The organism is Kitasatospora sp. NPDC036993, assembly GCF_055607525.1.
On the sequence record NZ_JBVJRP010000011.1, the window covers coordinates 139661 to 162680 of the forward strand.

General features: G+C 74.2%; 26 protein-coding genes. 7 read left to right on the forward strand and 19 right to left on the reverse strand.

All coding sequences use genetic code 11. From position 1 onward, the window contains the following. Position 1: 1 nt before the first annotated feature. The 5 genes from ACZ7C5_RS24185 to ACZ7C5_RS24205 all read right to left on the reverse strand — a co-directional run bounded on the left by ACZ7C5_RS24185 (position 2) and on the right by ACZ7C5_RS24205 (position 4072). Entirely contained in the window at positions 2-655 is a 654-nt protein-coding gene (locus ACZ7C5_RS24185) for a Uma2 family endonuclease (protein WP_470323450.1), read from the reverse strand. A gap of 19 nt (positions 656-674) precedes the next feature. Continuing rightward, a complete protein-coding gene (locus ACZ7C5_RS24190) occupies positions 675-2198 on the reverse strand; it encodes an anthranilate synthase component I (protein ID WP_188298692.1) in 1524 nt (507 codons plus the stop codon). A 38-nt stretch (positions 2199-2236) separates the two neighbouring features. Continuing rightward, positions 2237-2608 carry a phosphoribosyl-AMP cyclohydrolase gene (hisI, locus tag ACZ7C5_RS24195; protein ID WP_470323451.1) on the reverse strand — a complete coding sequence of 124 codons (372 nt, stop codon included), beginning with the start codon at positions 2606-2608 and terminating at the stop codon, positions 2237-2239. A gap of 114 nt (positions 2609-2722) precedes the next feature. After that, positions 2723-3295 carry a hypothetical protein gene (locus tag ACZ7C5_RS24200; RefSeq protein WP_401079113.1) on the reverse strand — a complete coding sequence of 191 codons (573 nt, stop codon included), beginning with the start codon at positions 3293-3295 and terminating at the stop codon, positions 2723-2725. A 117-nt stretch (positions 3296-3412) separates the two neighbouring features. Beyond that, positions 3413-4072 (reverse strand): hypothetical protein, encoded by a 660-nt coding sequence (locus ACZ7C5_RS24205; protein WP_470323452.1) that lies wholly within the window; start codon positions 4070-4072, stop codon positions 3413-3415. A 111-nt stretch (positions 4073-4183) separates the two neighbouring features. Here ACZ7C5_RS24205 and ACZ7C5_RS24210 point away from each other — a divergent pair, with 111 nt between their 5' ends. From ACZ7C5_RS24210 to ACZ7C5_RS24220, 3 genes are all read left to right on the forward strand, one after another. After that, entirely contained in the window at positions 4184-4813 is a 630-nt protein-coding gene (locus ACZ7C5_RS24210) for a TetR/AcrR family transcriptional regulator (protein ID WP_470323453.1), read from the forward strand. Positions 4814-4907: 94 nt separating this feature from the next. Further along, the gene (locus ACZ7C5_RS24215) at positions 4908-5546 is read left to right on the forward strand and encodes a TIGR03085 family metal-binding protein (protein WP_401079091.1); all 639 of its coding nucleotides are present in this window, start codon (positions 4908-4910) and stop codon (positions 5544-5546) included. Positions 5547-5841: 295 nt separating this feature from the next. Beyond that, positions 5842-6621 carry a VOC family protein gene (locus ACZ7C5_RS24220; RefSeq protein WP_470323454.1) on the forward strand — a complete coding sequence of 260 codons (780 nt, stop codon included), beginning with the start codon at positions 5842-5844 and terminating at the stop codon, positions 6619-6621. A gap of 82 nt (positions 6622-6703) precedes the next feature. Here ACZ7C5_RS24220 and hisF read toward each other — a convergent pair whose 3' ends face one another. The 8 genes from hisF to hisD are packed head-to-tail and all read right to left on the reverse strand — an operon-like array spanning position 6704 to position 12532. Next, positions 6704-7474 carry an imidazole glycerol phosphate synthase subunit HisF gene (gene hisF, locus ACZ7C5_RS24225; protein WP_401079085.1) on the reverse strand — a complete coding sequence of 257 codons (771 nt, stop codon included), beginning with the start codon at positions 7472-7474 and terminating at the stop codon, positions 6704-6706. After that, complete coding sequence (locus ACZ7C5_RS24230) at positions 7471-7911, reverse strand: RidA family protein (RefSeq protein ID WP_188298706.1); 441 nt, start codon at positions 7909-7911, stop codon at positions 7471-7473. Before ACZ7C5_RS24230 ends, hisF begins: the two co-directional genes overlap by 4 nt. Further along, complete coding sequence (gene priA, locus ACZ7C5_RS24235) at positions 7908-8630, reverse strand: bifunctional 1-(5-phosphoribosyl)-5-((5-phosphoribosylamino)methylideneamino)imidazole-4-carboxamide isomerase/phosphoribosylanthranilate isomerase PriA (protein ID WP_401079081.1); 723 nt, start codon at positions 8628-8630, stop codon at positions 7908-7910. Before priA ends, ACZ7C5_RS24230 begins: the two co-directional genes overlap by 4 nt. 20 nt (positions 8631-8650) lie before the next feature. Then, complete coding sequence (gene hisH / locus ACZ7C5_RS24240) at positions 8651-9286, reverse strand: imidazole glycerol phosphate synthase subunit HisH (protein ID WP_401079078.1); 636 nt, start codon at positions 9284-9286, stop codon at positions 8651-8653. A 57-nt stretch (positions 9287-9343) separates the two neighbouring features. Continuing rightward, the gene (locus ACZ7C5_RS24245) at positions 9344-9496 is read right to left on the reverse strand and encodes a hypothetical protein (RefSeq protein WP_188298708.1); all 153 of its coding nucleotides are present in this window, start codon (positions 9494-9496) and stop codon (positions 9344-9346) included. Next, on the reverse strand, positions 9493-10086 hold the full coding sequence (gene hisB, locus ACZ7C5_RS24250; protein WP_188298709.1) for an imidazoleglycerol-phosphate dehydratase HisB: 594 nt from the start codon (positions 10084-10086) through the stop codon (positions 9493-9495). Before hisB ends, ACZ7C5_RS24245 begins: the two co-directional genes overlap by 4 nt. 5 nt (positions 10087-10091) lie before the next feature. Continuing rightward, positions 10092-11210 (reverse strand): histidinol-phosphate transaminase, encoded by a 1119-nt coding sequence (locus tag ACZ7C5_RS24255; protein ID WP_401079073.1) that lies wholly within the window; start codon positions 11208-11210, stop codon positions 10092-10094. 14 nt (positions 11211-11224) lie between these two features. Next, positions 11225-12532 (reverse strand): histidinol dehydrogenase, encoded by a 1308-nt coding sequence (hisD, locus tag ACZ7C5_RS24260; protein WP_470323455.1) that lies wholly within the window; start codon positions 12530-12532, stop codon positions 11225-11227. 90 nt (positions 12533-12622) lie between these two features. Between hisD and ACZ7C5_RS24265 the strand changes: the two genes are divergently transcribed. From ACZ7C5_RS24265 to ybaK, 3 genes are read left to right on the forward strand one after another with little or no spacing between them, the layout of a single operon-like run. Next, positions 12623-14203, forward strand: coding sequence for an oxidoreductase (locus tag ACZ7C5_RS24265; RefSeq protein ID WP_470323456.1), 1581 nt, complete (start codon positions 12623-12625; stop codon positions 14201-14203). Between the two features lie 51 nt (positions 14204-14254). After that, positions 14255-14983 (forward strand): LON peptidase substrate-binding domain-containing protein, encoded by a 729-nt coding sequence (locus ACZ7C5_RS24270; protein ID WP_317620267.1) that lies wholly within the window; start codon positions 14255-14257, stop codon positions 14981-14983. Positions 14984-15014: 31 nt separating this feature from the next. Beyond that, on the forward strand, positions 15015-15509 hold the full coding sequence (gene ybaK / locus ACZ7C5_RS24275; protein ID WP_188298713.1) for a Cys-tRNA(Pro) deacylase: 495 nt from the start codon (positions 15015-15017) through the stop codon (positions 15507-15509). Positions 15510-15552: 43 nt separating this feature from the next. Here ybaK and ACZ7C5_RS24280 read toward each other — a convergent pair whose 3' ends face one another. The 6 genes from ACZ7C5_RS24280 to ACZ7C5_RS24305 all read right to left on the reverse strand — a co-directional run bounded on the left by ACZ7C5_RS24280 (position 15553) and on the right by ACZ7C5_RS24305 (position 22011). Further along, on the reverse strand, positions 15553-16350 hold the full coding sequence (locus ACZ7C5_RS24280) for a hypothetical protein (RefSeq protein ID WP_470323457.1): 798 nt from the start codon (positions 16348-16350) through the stop codon (positions 15553-15555). 140 nt (positions 16351-16490) lie between these two features. Beyond that, complete coding sequence (locus ACZ7C5_RS24285; protein WP_188298714.1) at positions 16491-17300, reverse strand: ABC transporter permease; 810 nt, start codon at positions 17298-17300, stop codon at positions 16491-16493. After that, the gene (locus tag ACZ7C5_RS24290) at positions 17297-18295 is read right to left on the reverse strand and encodes an ABC transporter ATP-binding protein (protein WP_401079058.1); all 999 of its coding nucleotides are present in this window, start codon (positions 18293-18295) and stop codon (positions 17297-17299) included. The genes ACZ7C5_RS24285 and ACZ7C5_RS24290 overlap by 4 nt, the downstream gene beginning before the upstream one ends. Positions 18296-18386: 91 nt before the next feature. Next, positions 18387-19664 (reverse strand): NYN domain-containing protein, encoded by a 1278-nt coding sequence (locus ACZ7C5_RS24295; protein ID WP_470323458.1) that lies wholly within the window; start codon positions 19662-19664, stop codon positions 18387-18389. Positions 19665-19991: 327 nt separating this feature from the next. Continuing rightward, positions 19992-21020, reverse strand: coding sequence for an aspartate-semialdehyde dehydrogenase (locus ACZ7C5_RS24300; RefSeq protein WP_401079052.1), 1029 nt, complete (start codon positions 21018-21020; stop codon positions 19992-19994). Between the two features lie 103 nt (positions 21021-21123). Further along, positions 21124-22011, reverse strand: a complete 888-nt coding sequence (locus ACZ7C5_RS24305; RefSeq protein ID WP_401079049.1) for a dihydrodipicolinate synthase family protein — start codon at positions 22009-22011, stop codon at positions 21124-21126. 116 nt (positions 22012-22127) lie between these two features. On the opposite strand from ACZ7C5_RS24305, the gene ACZ7C5_RS24310 reads away from it, so the two are divergent. After that, the gene (locus ACZ7C5_RS24310; protein ID WP_401079046.1) at positions 22128-23015 is read left to right on the forward strand and encodes a LysR family transcriptional regulator; all 888 of its coding nucleotides are present in this window, start codon (positions 22128-22130) and stop codon (positions 23013-23015) included. Positions 23016-23020: the final 5 nt, after the last annotated feature.

The following is a 23020-nucleotide window of genomic DNA, read 5'->3' on the forward strand; positions in this document are numbered from 1 at the left end:
CTCAGGCCGTACCCGGGGTCGGGAACGGGGCCGGGTCGGGCAACGGGAACGGGGCCGGGTCGGGGAGTGGGGACGGGGTGGGGAACTCGTCGGTCCGCAGCACCACCGTGCGGCCGCCGAGCGGCAGGAACAGGTCGTTGCCGAAGGGCACCCGCTCGGCCTCCCGGTACACCCCCTCGGGGGACGGCGCGGTGTGCACGGTGCAGACCGCCGCCGCCGGGTCGACCACCACGTACAGCGGGACGCCGCTGCGCGCGTACGCCCTCGCCGCCTCCGCCAGGCCGGGCCTGGCCACCTCCAGCACGGCCTCGACCCCGGCCGCGCCGAACCGGCCCCGGGCGCCGCGCACCGCGTCCCCGGCGAGCACCGCCAGGTCCGGGGCCAGCACCGCCGCGTCCGGGGCCGGCACGGCCAGGTCCGGGGCCAGCACCGCCGCGTCCGGTGTCAGCACCGCCGGGTCCGGGGCCGGCACGGCCTCCGGCCCGGGGCCGCCGGGTGCCGCCGGGAAGTCGACCGCCACCCCGGACAGCACCCGGCCGTGGCCGGCCGGCTGCTCGCCGAGCTGTCCGGCGGCGCCGAGCACGACCGCCCAGCGCAGTTCGTCGTACGGCACCTCGGGCATCCCGGCCGCCTCCTCGCGCGTTCCGGCAGTCACCGCACCGGCCCCGCGACCGCTACGACGGTTCCGGCGTCCGCAGCGTATTGGCGGTGGCGACGGCCCGCAGCACGGCGGCTGCCTTGTTGCGGCACTCGGTGTCCTCGCCGTGCGGGTCGGAGTCGGCGACCACGCCCGCACCGGCCTGCACGTACGCGGTGCCGTCGCGCAGCACCGCGGTGCGGATCGCGATCGCGGTGTCCGAGTCCCCCGCGAAGTCCAGATAGCCGACGCAGCCCCCGTACAGGCCGCGGCGGGTGGGCTCCAGCTCCTCGATGATCCGCATCGCCCGCGGCTTGGGCGCGCCGGAGAGGGTGCCGGCCGGGAAGCAGGCGGTCAGCACGTCGAAGGCGGTCCGCCCGGGGGCGACCTTGCCGGTGACCGTCGACACGATGTGCATCACGTGGCTGTAGCGCTCGATCTGCATGAAGTCGACCACCTCGACGCTGCCCGGCTCGCAGACCCGGCCGAGGTCGTTGCGGCCGAGGTCCACCAGCATCAGGTGCTCGGCCCGCTCCTTGGGGTCGGCGAGCAGCTCGGCGGCCAGCGCCGCGTCCTCGTGCGGGGTGGCGCCGCGGTGCCGGGTACCGGCGATCGGGTGCAGCATCGCCTCGCCCTCGGTGACCTTGACCAGCGCCTCGGGGCTGGACCCGACCACGTCGAAGCCGCCCTCGGCCCCGCCGTCCGGGCCGGGGAAGCGGAACAGGTACATGTACGGGCTGGGGTTGGTGGTGCGCAGCACCCGGTAGACGTCCAGCGCGGAGGCCGGGCAGGGCGCCTCGAAGCGCTGCGAGGGCACCACCTGGAAGGCCTCGCCGGCCCGGATCCGCTCCTTGATCTCCTCCACCGCGGCCCGGTACGGCTCGCCGCCGAACGGCGAGTGCACCTCGCCGGGGCCGGCCGGGGTGAAGGTGGCCAGGCCCGGGTCGACCGGCTTGGACAGCTCGGCCTCCATCGCGTCCAGCCGGGCCACCGCGTCCGCCCAGGCCTCGTCCACGCCGCTGGCCAGGTCGTTGTGGTTGACGGCGTTGGCGATCAGCAGCACCGTGCCGTCGACGTGGTCGAGCACCGCGAGGTCGGTGGCGAGCAGCATGGTGAGCTCGGGGAGCCGCAGGTCGTCCGGGTTGAGGTCGGGCAGCTTCTCCAGCCGGCGGACGATGTCGTAGCCGAGGTAGCCGACCAGGCCGCCGGTGAGCGGGGGCAGGCCGTCGTCCTCCTGGCGCGGGGTGTGCAGCGCCTGGAGCGCGGCCCGCAGCACCTCCAGCGGGTCGCCGGTGGTGGGGATGCCGACCGGCGGGGTGCCGAGCCAGCGGGCCCCGCCGTCCGGGCCGACGGTGAGCGAGGCGGCGCTGCGCACCCCGACGAAGGAGTAGCGCGACCAGCTGCGGCCCTGTTCGGCGGACTCCAGCAGGAAGGTGCCGGGGCGCTCCTCGGCGAGGCTGCGGTAGAGGCCGATCGGGGTGAGGCCGTCCGCGAGGAGCCTGCGGGTGACCGGGATGACCCGGGTGTCGACGGCGAGCTTGCGGAAGGCTTCGAGTTCCATGACGGGCGGCACCTTCTGGAGTTGTGGGCGGAGTGGGGTCAGGACAGCGGGAGCACGTCGGCGTCGAAGCAGGTGCGGTCGCCGGTGTGGCAGGCCGCGCCGGTCTGGTCGACCTTGACCAGCAGGGTGTCGCCGTCACAGTCCAGGGCCACCGACTTGACCACCTGGACGTGGCCCGAGGTGTCGCCCTTCACCCAGTACTCACGGCGGCTGCGGCTCCAGTAGGTGCAGCGGCCGGTGGTGAGGGTGCGGTGCAGCGCCTCGTCGTCCATCCAGCCGAGCATCAGCACCTCGCCGGTGTCGTACTGCTGGGCGACGGCCGGGATCAGCCCGTCCTCGGTGCGCTTGAGGCGGGCGGCGATCCCGGGGGCGAGGGCGGTGCTGCCGGGAGTGGCGGGTGTGGTGGACATGGGCCCCATTGTGTCAGCCCGGCCCGCCGCCGCCGCGGCGCCCGCCCGCGCTACCACCTGCGGGGCGGCGCTCCCCTCGGCTTCCGCGGGACGAACCGGATCGCACCGGGCCCGCTACGGGCGCAACTGCCCGGTCAGCTTGGGGCCGCCCTGCTTGTTGCTCACGGTCAGGGTGCAGGTGTAGTCCCGCCAGCCCTGCTGGTAGTTGGCCATGGCCGGGCCGAACTGGCGGCCGTAGTAGGTCTTTCCGTCGCCCTGGCGGGCCTTGGCGGCGGCTTCGGCGTCCTTGCAGCCCTCCCGCATGGCGAGGGCGAGCGGGATCTCCCCGGTGAGGCCGTCGGCGAGCTGGAGGTCGGCGATCACCTCGCCGTCGTGCTCGCCGGCGCACGGGCGCTCCTCCGCCTTGGTGATCACCGGGCTCAGCTGGGGGTGGTCGAAGCAGGCGCCGACCGGGAAGAAGGCGTACGGCGGCGGCGGCTTGGTGGGGGTGGGCGTCGGCGTGGGGGTCGGCGTCGGCGTGGCCGTGGGGGTGGGCGGCGGCGGCGCGGCGGCCGGCTTCTTGTCGTCCGGCCACAGCACCGCGGTGGCCACCACCGCGAGCAGGACGACCAGCACGGCGGCAACGGTGAGGACCAGGCCGCGGGACGGACGGGAGTCGGCTGCGGGCGGCGGCTGCTCGGAGGTCATGGCCACGAGGATGGCCCACACCGGCCCCGCTCGGCAGCCGCTTCGCCGAACTCACCCGTACGGGCTGCCGGACTCCACGCACCGTCGCAGGCATACCCGCGGAGGGCAGCGTCTTCGTCAGGCCGCTCGCCCGGGGGCCGGGCGGGGCAGGCGGCGGCGGACCGCCCAGACGGCCGCGGCGAGGGCGAAGCCGTAGACGGAGACCAGCCCGTGGCCGTTGTCCTGGGCGATCCACATCGCGAGGCCGAGCGCGGGGACGCCGGCCGCCAGGGCGATTTCCCTGGGCAGACGGGTGCGGGTGAGGAAGGCGAGGGCGAGGCCGGCGCCGAGGAAGTAGGTGGCGCCGGAGCTGCCGGCGAAGTTGCGCGGGTCGGTGCTGGGGCCGTCGCCGAGGCCGAGCAGGGTGTCGATCCGGCCGGGCAGCAGGATGCCGGCGAGGAAGTAGCCGAGGGTGAGCGGGCCGCCCCAGTACCACTGGGCGAGCGCGGCGACGGCGGCGAGGTTCCACAGGCCGCCGAAGAGGCCGCCGTTCTGCATGAACACCGAGGTGAACTCGCGCCACCAGCCGGACCTGGCGGGGTCCGCGTCGAGCGCGTCCATGGCGCCGGACCAGACCAGTTGGAGCAGCACGCCGCCGACGGCGAGCGCGGTCAGGCCGATCGCCGCCCACGGGAGCGGCCGCCCCCGCAGGGTCTCGCGGCCGACCACGCCGAACCCGCAGTTGACCATCATGACCATCAGCGCGGCCGTGGTCACGTTGAAGACGATCGCCCCCATTGCCTGGCCCCTCCCCCCGGTTCCGACGCTTTCCAACGCCGTTCGAAAATCCGACGGCGCAAAGCTAGCACAGTTTTCGAACAGTGTTGGAATGCGTTGTACGGTAGGCCCATGAAGCTCACCAAGGACCGCATCGTCGACGCGGGCATGGCCGTCTTCGCCGAGGTCGGCTACCAGAACCTGTCCATGCGCCAGGTCGCCGACCGCCTCGACGCCCACGCGGGCAGCCTCTACTACCACGTACGCGGCAAGGACGAACTGCTCGCCCTGATGGCCGACCGGGTCTGCCGACGGGCGTACGACGCCGGCACCGAAGCCCTGGACGGCCTTCCGGCCACCGCCACCTGGCAGGACCGCGTCCGGACCCAGGCCACCGCCCTGCGCCTGAGCATCAAACAGCACCCCGGCGGCGCCCAGCTCCTCGCCGAGAGCCCCGGCACGCTCAGCACCGGCGCCCTCTCCCTGATGGAACGCCTGCTGCGCACCCTCCTCGACGCCAGCCTGCCCGCCGGCCACTGCGCGATCGCCGCCGACACCCTCCTCAGCCACGTCACCGGCTTCGTCCTCCAGGAGCAGAACCAGCCGGCCGCGCCGCCGCCCGTCACCGCCGAGCTGTACGCCGAACTGTGCGAGCGGTTCCCCCTGGTCATGGGCCCGTCGATGCCGCGCCTGAGCCAGGACGAGAAGTTCACCCGGAGCGTCCGCCTGCTCTGCGCCGGCTTCGCCGCCACCCCCGGCTGACGGCACCCGGGAAACGGGACCCCAGAGAAGGGACCCCGGAGACCCCGACCGGCCGGACCGGCCCGGCACAGGGCCGACCCCCTAGGCTGACGCCATGTCGAACCACGCCCTCGCCGAACGCCACCGGCTCGCCCGACTGCTCACCGCCGCCGGGCCGGACGCCCCCACCCTCTGCGCCGGCTGGACCACCCGGGACCTCGCCGCCCACCTGGTCGTCCGCGAGCGCCGCCCCGACGCCGCCGCGGGCATCCGGGTCGGCGCGCTGGCCGGCTGGACGCAGCGGGTGCAGGACGGCTACGCCGAGCGGCCGTACGAGGAGCTGGTGCGGCTGTTCCGGGCCGGCCCGCCGGTCTACTCCCCGTTCGCCCTGCCCGGTGCCGACGAGGCGGCGAACACCGTGGAGTACTTCGTCCACGCCGAGGACGTGGTGCGCGCGGCCGAGGACTGGACCGGGCAGTCCGTCCCGCCCGGCCGCGCCGAGGCCCTGTGGCGCCGCCTCCCCCTCATCGCCCGCTTCGAGGCGGGCCGCCGCTCCCCCGTGCGACTGGCCCTCACCCATCCGGACGGCCGTTCCCTCACCGTCGGCCCGGCCGGCGCCCCCACCGTCCACCTCACCGGCGAACCCGGCGAGCTGGTCCTCTTCGTCTACGGCCGGGGCGACCGGACCACCCTCGCCGTCGACGGCGCCCCCGACGCCGTCGAGGCCCTCCGCCACGTCCTGCCGCTGCCGTGACCGACGTCCGATCAACGCGGAGGTGCCGCACGTTGACCGGCTGTCGATCCGTTCTCGGCGGGAGCGGCTACGACGGCATCTCCTCGCCGTCCCGCACCTGGCACAGGACCGGGGGCTGAGCCCGGGACGGGCCCGCCCGGGCGGGCCCGTCGCACTCCCCTGACCGTGCTCCGGCTGCGGATGTCGGTGCCCGGGTGCAGACTCGCAGGTGGCCGGGGAGCGGGCGGGCGCGCGCCCGACGGAACCGCCCCGGTCACTTCGCCGAAGCGTCGAACCGTCGAAGGGGCACCCTCCCATGATCACCACCGACTTCCCCATCGGCTCGCCCTGCTGGATCGACCTGGGCAGCCCGGACATCCCCGCCACCGCCGGCTTCTACCGCGAGGTCTTCGGCTGGACGTTCCTGGAGATCCCCGAGACCGGTGGCTACGGCTTCGTCCAGCTGAACGGGAGGACCGTCGGCGCGATCGGCTCGCTCGACGAGGGTGCCCAGTCCACCTGGACGACGTACTTCCGCAGCGCCGACGCGGACGCCACCGCCAACGCCGTGCAGCAGGCCGGCGGCAAGGTCCTGGTCGAGCCCATGGACGTGATGCGGGAGGGCCGGCTGGCACAGTTCTCGGACCCGCAGGGCGCCCGCTTCGCCGTCTGGCAGGCGGGCAACACCAAGGGACTGGACGCCGTCTCGGAGGAGGGCGCCCTGGTCTGGGCCGAGCTGCACACGTCCGACCAGGACGGCGCCTTCACCTTCTACCGGCAGCTGTTCGGCTGGCGGGTGGAGAACTTCGAGCCGTCGCCGGGCATGAACTACCGGGTGGTCTCCACCGCCGAGGGCGACCAGCGGGACACCGGCTTCGGCGGGATCGCTCCGACCATGTCGCCGGAGCAGCCCCCCGCCTGGACGCCGTACTTCGCCGCCGAGGACGTGGACGCGGTGATCGCCAGGGCGACGGCGGCCGGCGGCTCGGTGCTGATGCCGGCCTCGGACGTGGAGAACGTCGGCCGGCTCGCCTGGCTCGCGGACCCGAACGGCGCCCCCTTCGCCCTGATCAAGGGCGAGCCCCGGGAGTCCTGAGCCCGCGAAGACCCCCGGGAGTCCTGAGCCGACGAGGAAGCGGTGCCCGTCCGCGAACGCGGGCAGGCACCGCTCGACAAGATCACCGCACCGGGTGCCCGGCCTCCCGCAGCGCGCCCTTGACGTCGCCGATCCGCAGGTCCCCGAAGTGGAACACGCTGGCCGCCAGCACCGCGTCCGCGCCCGCGTCGACGGCCGGCCCGAAGTCCGCGAGCCTGCCCGCCCCGCCGGAGGCGATCACCGGCACCGAGACGGCCTTGCGCACGGCCCGGATCATGTCCAGGTCGTAGCCGTCCTTGGTGCCGTCCGCGTCCATCGAGTTGAGCAGGATCTCGCCCGCGCCCAGCTCGGCGGCGCGGCCCGCCCACTCGACGGCGTCGAGCCCGGTGCCCTGGCGTCCGCCGTGCGTGGTGACCTCGAAACCCGACTCGGTCTCCACGCCGGAGGGGCAGCGCCGGGCGTCGACCGAGAGCACCAGCACCTGCCGCCCGAACCGCCGGGCGATCTCCCGCACCAGCTCCGGCCGGGCGATCGCGGCGGTGTTGACGCCGACCTTGTCGGCGCCGGCCCGCAGCAGCTTGTCGACGTCCTCGACGGCGCGGATGCCGCCGCCCACGGTCAGCGGGATGAACACCTGCTCGGCGGTGCGGCGGACCACGTCGTAGGTGGTCTCCCGGTCGCCGGAGGAGGCGGTGATGTCGAGGAAGGTCAGCTCGTCGGCGCCCTCGGCGTCGTAGAGCTTGGCCATCTCGACCGGGTCTCCGGCGTCGCGCAGGTTCTGGAAGTTGACGCCCTTGACCACCCGCCCGGCGTCCACGTCGAGGCAGGGGATGACACGTACTGCGAGGGTCACGGCTGTTCGCCTTCCGGGGCTTCCAGGGTCTTTGCCAGCCCGGATCGGTACGCGTCGAGCTCGACCTCGACCAGCATCCGGGAGTCGATCAGTCCGTCGACCACCACCATGGTGGCCACCGGGCGTGCGGCGCCGAAGAGTTCGCGGTGGGCGCGGCCCACCTCCTCGGCGTCGCGGACGTGGGCGATGTACATCCGGGTGCGGACGACGTCGTCCGTGGTCAGACCGTACGCGGCGAGGGCCGAGAGCCCGACGCCGAACGCGGCGAGGGTCTGCCGGTACGGGTCGCCCTCGTGCTCGATCCGGCCGTCCACCCAGGCGGTGGAGCCGGCCACGTGCACGTGGTCGCCCGCGGCGACCGCCCGGGAGTAGCCGAACTCGTCCTCCCAGGGGGAGAATCCGCCGACCCTGCCACGTACGATCCGACCGTCCGTCATCCTGAAACCGCCTCCAGGGCCTCTTCGAGGGTGAACTTCTGCTCGTAGAGTGCCTTGCCCACGATGGCGCCCTCGACACCCTCGCCGACCAGCGAGGCGATGGCGCGCAGGTCGTCCAGCGAGGAGACGCCGCCGGAGGCGACCACGGGCTTGTCCGTCGCGGCGCAGACGTCGCGCAGCAGCTGGAGGTTGGGGCCGGTCAGGGTGCCGTCCCGGTTGACGTCGGTGACGACGTAGCGGGCGCAGCCCTCCTGGTCGAGGCGGGCCAGCACGTCGAAGAGCTGGCCGCCGTCGCGGGTCCAGCCGCGGCCGCGCAGGGTGGTGCCGACCACGTCCAGGCCGACGGCGATCTTGTCTCCGTGCTCGGCGATGGCCTTGGCGACCCACTCCGGGGCCTCCAGGGCGGCGGTGCCGAGGTTGACCCGGGTGCAGCCGGTGGCGAGCGCGCGGGCCAGCGACTCGTCGTCGCGGATGCCGCCGGACAGCTCGACCTTGATGTCCAGGCTGCCGGTGACGTCGCGCAGCAGCTCGTAGTTGCTGCCCGTCCCGAAGGCGGCGTCCAGGTCGACCAGGTGCAGCCACTCGGCGCCTGCGTTCTGCCAGGCGAGGGCGGCGGCGAGCGGCTCGCCGAAGGAGGTCTCGGTGCCGGAGGCGCCCTTGACCAGGCGGACGGCCTGGCCGTCGCGGACATCGACGGCGGGCAGAAGTTCGAGGCTCATCAGTTCCAACTCTCAGGCAGTCAGAGGGTGTTGACCCAGTTGGTCAGCAGGGCGGCGCCGGCGTCGCCGGACTTCTCGGGGTGGAACTGGGTGGCCCACAGCGGGCCGTTCTCGATGGCCGCGACGAACGGCTGTCCGTGCGTGGCCCAGGTGACCAGCGGCGGGTTGATCCGCGCGCTGTGGGTCTCCAGCTCCCAGTGCCGGACGCCGTAGGAGTGCACGAAGTAGAAGCGGGTCTGCGGGTCGAGGCCGGCGAACATCCGGGTGCCCTCGGGCGCGTCCACGGTGTTCCAGCCCATGTGCGGGACGACGGGGGCGTCCAGCGGCTCCACGGTGCCGGGCCACTCGTCGCAGCCGGCCGTCTCGACGCCGTGCTCGACCCCCTTCTCGAAGAGGATCTGCATGCCGACGCAGATGCCCATGACCGGTCGGCCCCCGGCGAGCCGGCGGCCGATGATCCAGTCCCCGCGGACGGACTTGAGCCCGCGCATGCAGGCCTCGAAGGCGCCCACGCCGGGGACGAGCAGGCCGTCCGCGGCCATCGCGGTGTCGTAGTCGGAGCTGACCGTGACGTCCGCTCCGGTCCGCTCCAGGGCGCGCTGCGCCGAGCGGAGGTTGCCGGAGCCGTAGTCGAGGACGACGACGTTCTTGCCCATTGTTCAGGTGTCCAGTCTCTGTGCGGCGGGCGGCTGGCGGTGGTGGCTGGCGGCGGTCTACAGGCGCATGAGGCCGGAGGCCAGGCACATCACGGAGCCGAAGGCCAGCACCAGGATGACGCTCCTGGAGTGCTTCTGCTTCCAGAAGGAGATCACTCCGCCGCCCAGGAAGAGGCCGACGAAGATGAGGATCATCGCGGTATTGCTCACAGCGCACCCTTGGTCGACGGAAGGATTCCGGCCGCGCGCGGGTCGCGCTCGGCGGCGTAGCGCAGCGCCCGGGCCAGCGCCTTGAACTGGCACTCCACGATGTGGTGCGCGTTGCGCCCGTACGGCACGTGGACGTGCAGCGCGATCTGCGCCTGGGCCACGAAGGACTCCAGGATGTGCCGGGTCATCGTGGTGTCGTACGAGCCGATCATCGGTGCGATGCCCTCGGGCTCGGTGTGCACCAGGTACGGCCGGCCGGAGAGGTCCACGGTGACCTGGGCGAGCGACTCGTCCAGCGGCACGGTGCAGTTGCCGAAGCGGTAGATGCCCACCTTGTCGCCGAGCGCCTGCTTGAAGGCCGCGCCGAGCGCGAGGGCGGTGTCCTCGATGGTGTGGTGGGTGTCGATGTGCAGGTCGCCGTCGGTCTTGACGGTGAGGTCGAACAGACCGTGCCGGCCGAGCTGGTCGAGCATGTGGTCGTAGAAGCCGACGCCCGTGGAGATCTCGGTCCTCCCGGTGCCGTCGAGGTCTATCTCGACCAGGACGGAGGTCTCCTTGGTGGTGCGCTCGACGCGTCCGATGCGGGACATGGGGGTCACAGCTCCTTGCTGACTCTGCGGACGGCGTCCAGGAAGGCGTCGTTCTCGGCGGGCGTGCCGGCGGTGACGCGCAGCCACCCGGGGACGCCGTTGTCGCGGACCAGGACGCCCTGGTCGAGGATCGCCTGCCACACCGCGTGGGTGTCGGCGAAGCGGCCGAACTGGACGAAGTTGGCGTCCGAGTCGGTGACCTCCAGGCCGAGCCCGCGCAGCGCGTCGACCAGCCGGTCGCGCTCCTCCTTGAGCCGCCCGACGTACCCGAGGAGGGTGTCGGTGTGCTCCAGGCAGGCCAGCGCGGTGGCCTGGGTGACGGCCGACAGGTGGTACGGCAGCCGGACCAGCTGCACCGCGTCCACCACGGCCGCGTCGGCGGCCAGGTAGCCCAGGCGCAGCCCGGCCGCACCGAAGGCCTTGGACATGGTGCGGCTGACCACCAGGTTGGGGCGGCCCTCGATCAGCGGCAGCAGCGAGGGGCGGTGCGAGAACTCGACGTACGCCTCGTCCACCACCACCAGGCTGGGCCGGGCGGCCTGCGCGGCCTCGTACAGCCGCAGCACGGTGCCGGCGTCCACGGCGGTGCCGGTCGGGTTGTTCGGCGAGCAGACGAACACCACGTTCGGCCGGTGCTCCGCGATGGCGGCGACGGCGGCGTCCACGTCGATGGTGAAGTCGTCGTTGCGCGGGCCGGAGATCCACGCGGTGCCGGTGCCGCGGGAGATCAGCGCGTGCATCGAGTACGAGGGCTCGAAGCCGAGCGCGCTGCGGCCGGGGCCGCCGAAGGTCTGCAACAGCTGCTGGAGCACCTCGTTGGAGCCGTTGGCGGCCCACACCTGCTCGCGTCCGACCGGGAAGCCGGTGGTCTTCCCGAGGTACCCGGCCAGGCCCTCGCGCAGCTCGACCGCGTCCCGGTCGGGGTACCGGTTCAGCCCGCGGGCGGCCTCGGCGACCCGCTCGGCGATCCGGGCCACCAGCTCCTCGGGCAGCGGGTACGGGTTCTCGTTGGTGTTCAGCTGGACGGGCACGTCCAGCTGCGGCGCGCCGTACGGGGACTGGCCGCGCAGCTCCTCCCGGATCGGGAGGTCGTCGATCCGGGTCGTGCTGTTCGTACGGGTCACAGAAGCCTCACGAGTCACGAGCCGGGAACCGTCCAGTCGAAGCGTGCCTTGATCGCGTCCCCGTGCCCCGGCAGGTCCTCGGCGTTGGCCAGGGTGACCACGTGCGCGGCGACGTCCGCCAGCGCGTCCCGGTCGTACTCGACGACCTGGACGCTGCGCAGGAACGTCTGCACCGACAGCCCGGAGGAGTGGCAGGCGCAGCCGCCGGTCGGCAGCACGTGGTTGGAGCCGGCCGCGTAGTCGCCCAGCGAGACCGGGGTCCAGCGGCCGATGAAGATCGCGCCGGCGTTGACGACCCGGGCCGCCACCGCGTGGGCGTCGCGGGTCTGGATCTCCAGGTGCTCGGCCGCGTACGCGTTGACCACGGCGAGGCCCTGCTCCAGGTCGTCGACCAGGATGATGCCGGACTGCCGGCCGCCCAGCGCCTCGGCCACCCGCTCGCCGTGCTTGGTCCTGGCGACCTGCACGGCCAGCTCGGCCTCGACCGCGTCGGCCAGCGCCGGGGAGTCGGTGACCAGCACCGAGCCCGAGGTCGGGCCGTGCTCGGCCTGGCTGATCAGGTCGGCGGCGACGTCGGACGGCAGCGCGCTGTCGTCGGCGAGGACGGCGATCTCGGTCGGGCCGGCCTCGGAGTCGATGCCGATCCGGCCGGCGAAGTAGCGCTTGGCGGCGGCCACGTAGATGTTGCCCGGGCCGGTGACCATGTTGACCGGCGCGCACTCCTCGGTGCCGAGGGCGAACATCGCGACCGCCTGGGCGCCGCCGACGGCGTAGACCTCGTCCACGCCGAGCAGCGCGCAGGCCGCCAGGATGGCCGGGTGGACCCGGCCATCGAACTCCTTCTGCGGCGGCGAGGTGACCGCGATGCCCCTGACGCCCGCCTCCTGGGCCGGCACCACGTTCATCACGACGGAGGACGGGTAGACCGCCAGCCCGCCGGGCACGTAGAGGCCGACCCGCTCGACCGGCACCCAGCGCTGGGTGACCGTGCCGCCCGGCACCACCTGGGTGGTGTGCCCGGTGCGGCGCTGGTCCCCGTGCACGACGCGGGCCCGGCGGATCGACTCCTCCAGGGCGTCCCGCACCTTCGGGTCCAGCGTCTCCAGGGCGGCGGTCAGCTGCTCGGCCGGGACCCGGGTCGACTCCAGCCGGACGCCGTCGAAGCGCTCGGTGATCTCGATCAGCGCCGCGACCCCGCGATGGCGTACGTCCTCGGCGATCGGCCGCACCTTCTCCAGGGCGTCGGCAACGTCGAACTCGGCACGGGGCAGCAGGTCACGCGGGTCGTCCAGCGAGCCGCGGAGGTCGATTCGAGAGATCACGCCACCCAGTGTAAGGAGTGGCCGGAACCGCTGGTCCCGCATTTCAGTCCGTGATACGAAGGGCGAGACGACCGGGGGGACGGGGGAACCATGGCGGAGCGCGCTCCGGAGGGCTGGAACGGGGTCGAGCGAAGGCTCTGGGAGGCCTACCGCCAGGGCGAGATCCTGGATCTGCGAACCGGCGAGGCGGACACCGACGACCCCTTCGGCGACGCCGTCTGGGGCCCCGACCGCACCGTCCGCGCCGAGGTGCTGGCCCATCTGCTGCTGGCCGGCCCGGCGCCCGCCCCCGGCAAGGTCGCCTCGCTGCGGCTCAGCGGCGTGCTGGTGACCGGCGCGCTCAAGCTGGCCGGCGCCACCATCGACCGCTACGTCGAGGTGCACGACTGCCGCTTCGAGCAGAAGATCCTCGTCTCCGAGGCCGCGGCCCCCACGCTGCGCTTCGTGCGCTGCCTGATCCCCCGGCTGGAGGCCTCCCGGCTCTCCACCACCGGCGACCTCCACCTGGCCCGCTGCCGCGTCCCCGGCGGCATCCGGCTCACCGACGCCAGGATCGGCACCGACCTGCTGCTCAACCAGACCGTCATCGGCGGCGACCGCCACGCCCGCGCCCTGTCCGCCGACGGGATCGCCGTCAACCAGGACTTCGAGGCCGAACGCCTGGAGACCACAGGCGAGTTGAGCATCCGCACGGCCCGGATAGGCGGCCGCCTCTCGCTGCGCGGCGCCCAGCTGCGCGCCATCCCGCGGAAGAACCGCATCTGCCTCAACGCCGTCCGGATCAGCGTCGGCCACACCCTCTACCTGACCGGCTCGGCCGACCTCGGCTGGGTCGGCTCCCGTGGCTACTACGGCTCCGGCTACGGCGAGTACCCGCCGCCCGACGGCCCCGTCACCCCGTTCCGCGCCTTCGGCCGGGTGCGGCTGTCCGACTCCCGCTTCGAGGGCGCCTGCCTGATCTCCGGGGAGTTCCACCTGGAGGGTGACGACGAACTGGCGCTGAGCCGCATCCACACCCCCGAGCTGCGCTTCTCCTGCAAGTTCCGCCCCACCGGCACCGTCTCGCTCTCCCGCGCCCGGATCGGCAACCTGGTCGACGACCCGCAGGCCTGGCCGCTCGGCAGGCACCTGCGGCTCACCGGCTTCGTCTACGAGAACCTGCGCCCGATCACGCCCTTCACCGTCCGGCAGCGGATCGCCTGGCTGGAGGGCTCCTCGGTGGACTTCCAGCCCGAGTCCTACGAGCAGCTCGCCGCCGCCCTGCGCCGCGACGGCGCCGACGACGACGCCCGCGAGGTGCTCTACGCCAAGCAGCGCCGGCGCCGCCGCACCCTGCCACTGCCGGCCCGGGTCTGGGGCGCCGTCCAGGACGCCACCGTCGGCTACGGCTACCGCCCGGGCCGGGCGGGCCTGTGGCTGCTGCTCGCCTGGTTCCTCGGCAGCCTCTGGTTCGCCACCCACCCGCTGGAGCCGCTCAAGGCCGACGAGCGCCCGCACTGGAACCCGGTGCTGTACACCCTCAACCAGCTGCTGCCGATCGTGGACCTCGGCCAGGGCGGCTGGAACCCCGGCGGCCTCGCCCAGTGGATCTCCGCCGGGCTGGTCGTCGTCGGCTGGCTGCTCGCCTCCACCGTCGTCGCCGGCGCCACCAGGATGCTCCAGCGGGGCTGAGGCCGTTATCCGTGCGACAAGGGCCCGGTCCGGGGAACTACGCTGTCCGCCGTGACAGAACGGCTGCCGCTCTTCCCCCTGAACACCGTGCTCTACCCGGGCCTGGTGCTGCCCCTGAACGTCTTCGAGGAGCGCTACCGCCGTCTCGTCGCCGATCTGCTGGAGCAGCCCGAGGACGCCCCCCGGCGGTTCGGCGTGCTCGCGATCAAGGACGGCAGGGAGGTCGCTCCGGTCAGGCCGGAGGACGGCCCGGCCGGTCCGCTGGACGGCCTCGGCACCGTCACCGGGGACCCGCTGGAGGCGGTCTTCCACATCGGCTGCGTCGCCGACGTCGCCTCCGTCCAGCACCAGCCGGACGGCCGCTACGAGCTGTTGGTCACCGGCACCACCCGGTTCCGGCTGTGCTCGGCGGACGTCTCGGGGCCGTACCTGACGGGGGAGGTCGAGCAGATCGAGGAACGCCCCGGGGAGGGCTCCGGCGCGCTGGCCTCGGAGGTGGAGCGGGCGTTCCGGGTCTACCAGAAGCGCCTGGCCGGCGCCCGCGAGGCCAGCACCGTCGGCCGCCAGGACCTCCCGGACGACCCGCAGGTGCTCTCGTACCTGGTCGCCGCCGCCTCGGTGTTCGAGACCCCGGTCAAGCAGCAGCTGCTCGCCTGCCCGGACACCGCCCAGCGGCTGCGCACCGAACTCGACCTGCTGCGCCGCGAGACCGCCGTCCTGACCTGGCTGCCCTCGCTGCCCGCCACCGACCTCACCCGCCAGCGCTTCAGCCCCAACTGACCGGGGCCCCGAGGAAACCGAGGACTCCCGCATGGCCAAGAAGACCAGGAAGGGCGGCCAGGGCACGCCCGCCACCGTCGCCCTGGAAGCCGCCGCCGTCCCGTTCACCGTGCACTCCTACGACCACGACCCGGCCGCCGCCTCCTACGGCGGTGAGGCCGCCGAGGTCCTCGGCATCGCCCCCGACCGGGTCTTCAAGACCCTCGTCGCCGACGTGGACGGCACCCTCACCGTCGGCGTGGTCCCGGTCGCCTGCCGGCTCGACCTCAAGGCCCTGGCCGCCGCCGTCGGCGGCAAGCGCGCCGTCATGGCCGACCCGGCCGCCGCCGAGCGCAGCAGCGGCTACGTGCTCGGCGGCATCTCACCGCTGGGCCAGCGCCGCCCGCTGCGCACCGTCGTCGACGCCAGCGTGCTCGGTCACCCGACGGTCTACGTCTCGGCGGGCCGCCGGGGCCTCGAAGTCGAACTCGCCCCGGCCGACCTGGTCACCCTGACCAAGGCCCGCACCGCCCCGATCGCCCGCTGAGGAACCCCCGCGCCCGGCCCGCCGGCCAGGGCCCACGGCGCGGTCAGCGCTGCGTGCCGCTCTCCGTGCCGCGCTGCGCATCGCTCCCCGTACCGTCCTGCGGTCCGGTCGGCCCGGGCGGCCCGGACGGCCCGGTCTCCGGAGCGGCCCACGGCCCGGTCGGCGCCTGCGCCGCGGGCACCCCCGCCGGAACCCCCCAGTACGGCGGCGGGTCCTCCTCCCGCTTCCCGAACGCCGCCGAGAGCAGGAGCAGCACCACCATCGCCGCCATCGGCCAGACCAGCAGCGCGCCCAGCGCCCCCAGGTCGATGCTCGCGTCGAAGTGCCCGCCGTCGCCGACCCGCCGGGCCTCGCCGATCAGGTCGTTGCCGGGCCCGAGCCACCGCCCGATCCGCCAGGCCCCGATCGATCCGAGCAGCCCGCCGACGGTCAGCCCGAGCGCGACCGCGATGCCGCCCCCGCGCCGCCGGGTCACCAGGAAGGCCCCGAGCGCGGTCACGATCCCGGCGCCCAGGCCGATGAGCACGAACACCGCGTCGGCGCCGGCCCGCTGCTCCCCCTCGGGGTCCGCGTAGAGGATCCGGTCCCCGTCCACCACCAGCGGCACCTTCGGCGCCAGCCAGGCCCACAGCCCGGCGAACACCACGCCGGCCACCAGGCAGGCCACGACGACACCCGCCCCGACCCGTACCTCCGGCAGCAGCCGCCGCCCCAGCGGGGGCGCGCCGTCCTTGAGGGCGGTGGCCCCCGGCGGCGGCGCGAACGGGTCGGGCGCTGCGTCCTCCGGCACCGCCCGCGCATCGGCGTCGGCGGGATCCGGAGGTGTGTTCGGTGCGGTCACGGGCCCATCGTTTCACGACGGCCACGCGGACGGCCCACCCAGTCGGCGGCCCGCCCCCGGCCCCCTCCCCCGAGAAACGGCCCGCCCCGGATCGTCCTGCCACGAAGGACCTGCCGCGAGGGGCCCTGCCGCGAAGCGTCCTAGCGGGAGACCGCCCGCCGGTACGCCCAGGTGGCCACGGCCAGCGACACCACGCCCACGCCCGCGCAGACCGCGAGGTCCACGAGCACCCCCACCCAGTCCGGGTCCGGCGTGAACGTCCGCGCGAAGGCCTCCACCCCGTACGTGGACGGCAGCAGGGCGCGCAGCCACAGCACCGGCTGCGGCAGGTGGTCGGTCGGCAGCACGCCCAGCAGCAGTGCGGCCGACATGCCGAGCTGCCCGAGCATCGTCGCGATCTCCTGCCGCGGCGCGAGCAGCCCGCAGGCCGCCCCCAGCCCGGACAGCGCCGCCCCGGCCAGCGGCACGACCGCCAGCAGCACCCAGAGCTGCCCGAGCGGCAGCCCGAACAGCACCGCCCCGGTCGCCGCCGTGACGAGCGTCCCCGGCAGGGTGAACGAGGCGTACGCCGCGGCCGTCCCCAGCACCACCGAGGCGGCCGGCACCGGCAGCGTCGCGTAGTGGTCGAGGCCCCCGGTGGCCCGCAGCTTCCCGAAGTACTGGGCGAGCAGGTTCAGCGCGACGAACGCCACCACCAGCACGCTCGCCCCCGCGACCACCGACCGCGCCCCCGAGGACTGCCCGGCCTCCACGACGCCCCGCATCATCACCAGGATGCCCAGCGACTGGAAGGTGGCCACGAACAGCAGCGGGATGCGCGCCACCCGCGCCCGGGCGAGCTGCGCCCGGTACACGGCCGCGAGCCCGGGCAGCAGCCCGGCCGCGGGGGCGAGCGGAGCGGGGGCGGCCGTGGACCGGCGGGTCTCCGGCGGTACCGAGAGCAGCGTCACTTGGCCAGTCCTCCGTGGCGGCCGCCCAGCTTGAGGTAGGCGTCCTCAAGGCTCGGGGTGGCGAGGGTGAAGTCGTCGAGCGCGGCGAAGGCCGGTCCCGTGGTGACGGCGGCGACCAGTTCGCGGGCCTGCTCGGGGGTGGTGCGGACGGTCCAGCGGCGCCCGGCGCACTCGGCCCGCTCGCGCAGCGCGGCGACGGCGGGCACGCCGACCGGCGCCTCGTCCCGCCAGACCAGGTCGAGCCGGACGTCACCGTCCACCAACGCCTTGAGCCCGCCGGGCGTGTCGCAGGCGATCACCCGGCCCTCGTCCACCACGGCGACCCGGTCGAGCACCGTCTCCGCCTCGATCACGTTGTGGGTGACCAGCAGCACCGTGGTCTCCTGCTCGGCGCGGCGCCGGTCCACGGCGGCCCACACCGCGCGCCGGGCGACCGGGTCCATGCCGGTGGTCGGCTCGTCCAGGACGAGCAGCGGCCGGTCCCCCACCAGGGTGGCCGCGAAGCAGGCGAGCCGCCGCTGCCCGCCGGACAGCTTGGCGAGCGGCCGGGCGGCGAGCGGCTCCAGCCCGAGTTCGGTCAGCACGTCGGCGGCGACGCTCCTGGCCCGCGCCCGGGTGAGTCCGCGCAGCCGGCCGGTGGTCTCGGCGGCGAGCGCCACCGTCAGCTCGTCCAGCGCGGTGGATTCCTGCCCGAGGTAGCCGAGCAACCGGGCGGCCCGCTCCGGGTGCCGCACGATGTCGTGGCCGAAGAGTTCGACGGATCCGGAGTCGGGGCGCAGCAGCCCGGTGAGCTGGCGCACCAGCGTCGACTTCCCCGCTCCGTTCGGCCCGAGCAGCCCGAAGACCTCGCCCGGCCGGACGGTGAGGCTGATCCCGTCGTTGGCCCGGATCTCGCCGGCGGCCGCGCCGCGCCCGCTGCGGTAGGTCCTTACCAGGTCGCGCACGGCGACGCACGGCTGGGGTTCCTCGGGTGCTCGCCCGGCCGTCTCGTTCACGACCGAAGACTCTACGCGTTCATACGGGCGAACCGGACAACGGGGCCCGTCCCGGCGCCCGGGCCGTTCCTCCCGCGGTGTCCGGAGCCCGTCAGTCGTCGACGACCATCGACCCGCCCGGCACCCGTGCCGCCAGTTCCTTCCAGAAGCCGGCCCTGATGGCGTAGCGGTCGTGCTCGTCGATCTGGTCGTCCTTGTGCGCCAGCAGCCCGAAGCGGGCCGCGTAACGCAGCAGTTCGCCGTCCACCCGGTGCGGGATGCGCGGGTAGTCGGGCCAGAGCGTGGTGAGTCTCTCGGCGTCGCCGACGCGATCGCTCCAGCGGCGGGCGAAGACCTGCCCGACCTCGTGGGCGTCGCCGCCGATGGAGGTGATGTCCTCCTCGCGGTCGGCCCAGCGCTGTTCGGCGGTGGTGAGCTGGGCGAGCGTGGGCAGGCTGTCGCCGGCGGTGACGGCGGGCTCGGGGGCCGGCCGGTCCACCCAGCCGCGGTCGGAGGACCAGCGCAGCACAGGACCGGCCTGCGCGAGCGCCCCGTGCCCGTTGGCGCCGTTGGAGCCGTTCGCGCCGTGTCCGTTGGTGCCGGGGCCGACGGCGCCGTTCGCCACCGGGGTGATCGGGGTGACCGAGGAGGCCCGCCCGGCGAGGTCCTTCGGTGTCGGTACGACCTTGAGCGCGGCCGGCTGCGGCCCTCCGTCGGCGGGGGCCGCGCTCGCCGGGGCGGCGGCGGCCGGGGTGACCACCGGCGGTGCCGCGGCGGGCGGGGCGGCGAGGATCTTGGCGATCTCCTGCCTGGCCCCCGGCGCCGGGAACACGCTGGAGTGCTCCCGCAGCGAGAAGGACCCCTCGATCCACTCCCGGTCCAGCACCCGCCGCTCGTCCGCCTCGCCGACCAGGTCCTCGGACTGGTTGAAGTCGCCGTCGGCGGCCTGGAGGGCCCACAGGTGGACGGCCACCCCGTGTTCCTTGGCGGTCATCATGCCGGGCAGCAGGTCCCCGTCCCCGGTGATCAGCACGACGTCGGCGCAGGCCCGGTTGCGGGCGAGTTCGGAGAGTTCGGCGTGCATCGCGGCGTCCACGCCCTTCTGCACCCAGCGCCCCTCGGCCCGGGTGAGCGCGCCGAGCCGTACGGTGACCCTGGGCAGGACCCGCAGCCGCCGGTGCTCGGGCATCGGGCGCCGGTCGGGCGCGGCGTCGAACCAGTAGATCCGCAGGAGCGGCAGCCCGGTCTCCGCCTCGGCGCGCTCGCGCAGTGCGGTGATCAGGGCCGTGTGGTTCACGGTGACCTTGGACCGGGATGGATCTCCCGCGAGCAGGCTGGCGGCGGCGCCCAGCAGGTATCCGGCGTCCACCAGGACGACACAGCGGTCCATCGCGCACCTCTTCTCGCTCGCCCTCGGATCAGTCGGGTGGATCGTTTCGGGAACGGGCGGTCCGCCCGCCGTCCGGGCGTGCCGAGGTGAGGGGCCCCCGTCGTCCGATCGGTGGGTCACCTTTTACCCGCGGTTCGCCCGCCGAACCTCGCGTGTTGTCCCGGTACCGCAACAGCCGCCCCGGCGCGGAGCGAACGGAAGCGGGGGCGGGCCCCGTACAACGACGAGGCCCGCCCCAGGTCACGCAGCGGTGTTCCGACCGGTGGACGCCGGTCGCCGTCCCGGGGGCCTTGCGCTCCCCGGGTCCGGCCCTTCCGTCCTGGCGCGTCAGCCCTTCAGCTCGGCGGCGACCAGCTCGGCCAGCTGGACGGCGTTCAGCGCGGCGCCCTTGCGCAGGTTGTCGTTCGAGATGAACAGCGACAGACCGTTCTCCACGGTCTCGTCCACCCGGATGCGCCCGACGTAGCTCGGGTCCCGGCCGGCCGCCTGGAGCGGGGTGGGGATGTCGGACAGCTCGACACCGGGGGCGGCAGCGAGCAGCTCGACGGCGCGCTCGGGGCTGATCGGACGCTCGAAGCGGGCGTTGATCTGGAGCGAGTGGCCGGAGAAGACCGGGACGCGCACGCAGGTGCCGGCGACCTTGAGCTCCGGGATGCCGAGGATCTTGCGGCTCTCGTGGCGGAGCTTCTGCTCCTCGTCGGTCTCGTTGGAGCCGTCGTCCACGACGGAGCCGGCCAGCGGCACCACGTTGAAGGCGATCGGCCGCTGGTAGACCTTGGGCTCGGGGAACTCGACGGCACCGCCGTCGTGGGCGAGCGCGGCGGCGCCGTCCACGACCTTGGCTGCCTGGTCCTGGAGCTCGGCGACGCCGGCCACCCCGCTGCCGGACACCGCCTGGTAGGTGGAGACGACGAGCGCGGCCAGGCCGGCCTCCTCGTGCAGCGGGCGCAGCACGGGCATGGCGGCCATGGTGGTGCAGTTGGGGTTGGCGATGATGCCCTTGGGGCGGTCCGCGATGGCCCCGGGGTTGACCTCGGAGACGACCAGCGGGACCTCGGGGTCGCGGCGCCAGGCGGAGGAGTTGTCGATCACGACGGCACCGGCCGCGGCGGCCTTGGGGGCCAGGGCCTTGGAGGTGGAGCCGCCGGCGGAGAAGATCACGATGTCCAGGCCCGTGTAGTCGGCCGTGGCCGCGTCCTCGACGGTGACCTCGGTGCCCTGCCAGGGCAGCGTGCGCCCGGCCGAGCGGGCCGAGGCGAACAGCCGCAGCTGCTCCACCGGGACGTCGCGCTCTGCCAGGATCTCGCGGACCACACCGCCGACCTGGCCGGTGGCACCGACAATGCCGATCTTCATCTCCGACTACTCCTCTGAATGGTGCTGTTCACAGCCGCACTCCGCCCATCATGCCTTGTCACGCGGGTCGGGCGGCCTGGTGTTCCACGGTGTGAGAGCGCGACTACTGGTCCAGACCACTCGCCAGCGCCAGCGCGGCGCGGACCTCCGCCTCCCCGGCCGGCAGCAGCGGCAGCCGGACGTCCGGGGTCGGGATGCGGCCCTGGGCGTGCAGCACCCCCTTGGTCACCGTCGGGTTGGGGGCGGTGAACGCGGACAGCGCCAGCCCGGTCAGCCGGTGCCCGAGCGCCCGCGCCCGCGCCACGTCCCCGGCCTGCCAGGCCTCGACCAGTTCGACGAACCGGGCGGTCGCCAGGTGCGCCGAGGCGAGGATGCCGCCGGCCGCGCCGAGCGCCATCATCGGCGAGAGGAAGGCGTCCTCACCGGTGAGGAAGGCGAACCCCTCGGGGGCGTCGGCGAGCAGCTCGGCGGCCGTCTGGTCCAGCCCTCCGGTCGCGTACTTCACGCCCACCACGCCCTCGATCGCGGCGAGTTCGCGCAGCGCCGCGGTGGAGAGCTGCTGCCCGGTGCGGTACGGGATGTGGTAGACGACCAGCGGCAGCGGGCTGCTCGCGGCGAGCGCCCGGAAGTGCGCGACCGTCCCGGCCTCCCCGGCCCGGACGAAGGACGGCGTGGTGACCAGCGCCGCCGCCCGCGGCACCCGCGCGCCGAGCGCGGCCAGCGCCTCGCCGACGGCCCGGGTGTCGCCGCCGGAGGCACCGACGGTCAGCTGCGCCCCGCGCGCGGCACAGGCGGCCGCGGCGACGTCCACCACCGCGTCGCGCTCCTCGGCGGTCAGCGCGGCGGGCTCGCCGGTGGTGCCGAGCGCGACCAGTCCGGCCGCCCCGGCGTCCAGGACCTCGTGCGCGAGCTTCTCCAGCGCGTCGAGGGCGACGGATCCGTCGGCGGCGAAGGGGGTGATCAGGGGGACGTGGATGCCCGTGAGTTCCATGCCCACGATCCTGCGGCCCGGCGATCACTCAGGTCCAGTTCACATGTCCGACGCTTCTCGTAAGCTGAGCCGATGCTCGGCAGGGAATGTCCCGCGCCAGGGCCTAGGGTGGCCTGATGCTGGACGTCCGACGCCTGCGCCTGTTGCGCGAACTCGCCCACCTCGGCACCATCGCGGCCGTCGCCGAGGCGCTGTCCTTCAGCCCCTCGGCGGTGTCCCAGCAGCTGTCCGTCCTGGAGAAGGAGGCGGGCGTCCCACTGCTGGAGCGCACCGGCCGGCGGGTCGCCCTCACCCCGGCCGGTCTTGGCCTGGTCAGGCACGCCGAGGCGGTGCTCGCCCTGCTGGAGCAGGCGGATTCCGAACTCGCCCACGCCAAGCGGGGGTTGGCCGGTCCGCTGCGGATCGGCACCTACCCCTCGGCGGCCCGGGCGATCATCCCCGCGGTGCTCGCCGAACTGGCCTCCTGGCACCCGGGGCTGGAGCCGATGGTCACCGAGGTGGATCCGGCGGCCGTCGGCGCCGCGCTGCGGGCGGGCGAGCTGGACGTGGCGCTGGTGCACGAGTACGACCTCGTCCCGGCCGACCCTGAGCCGGGCCTCGCGGTGACCCGTCCGGTCTTCACCGAGCCCATGTACCTGGCCGCCCGCGCCCCCGGCACCGTCGCCGAGCAGCGCGGCGCGCCGTGGATCATGTCCCCGCGCGGCACGCTCTGCCACACCATGGCCGTCCGCGCCTGCGAGGCGGCCGGGTTCGCCCCCCGCGTCCGGCACCAGATCGACGACTTCACCACCGTGCTGGCGCTGGTCGCGGCCGGCCAGGGCGTCGCCCTGGTCCCCCACCTGGGCACCGCCGGGTCCCGGCCGGGCGTCGTCCTCACCCGCCTGCCGATGTACCGCCGCACCCGCGCCGCCTTCCGCGCCGGCGCGGGCTCCCACCCGGCCATCTCCGCCTTCGTCTCGGCGCTGCACACGGCGGTGCCGCCGGGGCTGGGCAGCGGGGCCTGAGGACC

Coding starts and splice junctions, on each gene's coding strand:
- ACZ7C5_RS24230 (WP_188298706.1), bottom strand. CDS start 7,911: ATGACGGACGGTCGGATCGTACGTGGCAGGGTCGGCGGATTCTCCCCC.
- ACZ7C5_RS24220 (WP_470323454.1), top strand. CDS start 5,842: ATGATCACCACCGACTTCCCCATCGGCTCGCCCTGCTGGATCGACCTG.
- ACZ7C5_RS24210 (WP_470323453.1), top strand. CDS start 4,184: ATGAAGCTCACCAAGGACCGCATCGTCGACGCGGGCATGGCCGTCTTC.
- ACZ7C5_RS24300 (WP_401079052.1), bottom strand. CDS start 21,020: ATGAAGATCGGCATTGTCGGTGCCACCGGCCAGGTCGGCGGTGTGGTC.
- ACZ7C5_RS24215 (WP_401079091.1), top strand. CDS start 4,908: ATGTCGAACCACGCCCTCGCCGAACGCCACCGGCTCGCCCGACTGCTC.
- hisH (WP_401079078.1), bottom strand. CDS start 9,286: ATGGGCAAGAACGTCGTCGTCCTCGACTACGGCTCCGGCAACCTCCGC.
- priA (WP_401079081.1), bottom strand. CDS start 8,630: ATGAGCCTCGAACTTCTGCCCGCCGTCGATGTCCGCGACGGCCAGGCC.
- ybaK (WP_188298713.1), top strand. CDS start 15,015: ATGGCCAAGAAGACCAGGAAGGGCGGCCAGGGCACGCCCGCCACCGTC.
- ACZ7C5_RS24305 (WP_401079049.1), bottom strand. CDS start 22,011: ATGGAACTCACGGGCATCCACGTCCCCCTGATCACCCCCTTCGCCGCC.
- ACZ7C5_RS24205 (WP_470323452.1), bottom strand. CDS start 4,072: ATGGGGGCGATCGTCTTCAACGTGACCACGGCCGCGCTGATGGTCATG.
- ACZ7C5_RS24265 (WP_470323456.1), top strand. CDS start 12,623: ATGGCGGAGCGCGCTCCGGAGGGCTGGAACGGGGTCGAGCGAAGGCTC.
- ACZ7C5_RS24295 (WP_470323458.1), bottom strand. CDS start 19,664: ATGGACCGCTGTGTCGTCCTGGTGGACGCCGGATACCTGCTGGGCGCC.
- ACZ7C5_RS24200 (WP_401079113.1), bottom strand. CDS start 3,295: ATGACCTCCGAGCAGCCGCCGCCCGCAGCCGACTCCCGTCCGTCCCGC.
- hisI (WP_470323451.1), bottom strand. CDS start 2,608: ATGTCCACCACACCCGCCACTCCCGGCAGCACCGCCCTCGCCCCCGGG.
- hisB (WP_188298709.1), bottom strand. CDS start 10,086: ATGTCCCGCATCGGACGCGTCGAGCGCACCACCAAGGAGACCTCCGTC.
- ACZ7C5_RS24190 (WP_188298692.1), bottom strand. CDS start 2,198: ATGGAACTCGAAGCCTTCCGCAAGCTCGCCGTCGACACCCGGGTCATC.
- ACZ7C5_RS24310 (WP_401079046.1), top strand. CDS start 22,128: ATGCTGGACGTCCGACGCCTGCGCCTGTTGCGCGAACTCGCCCACCTC.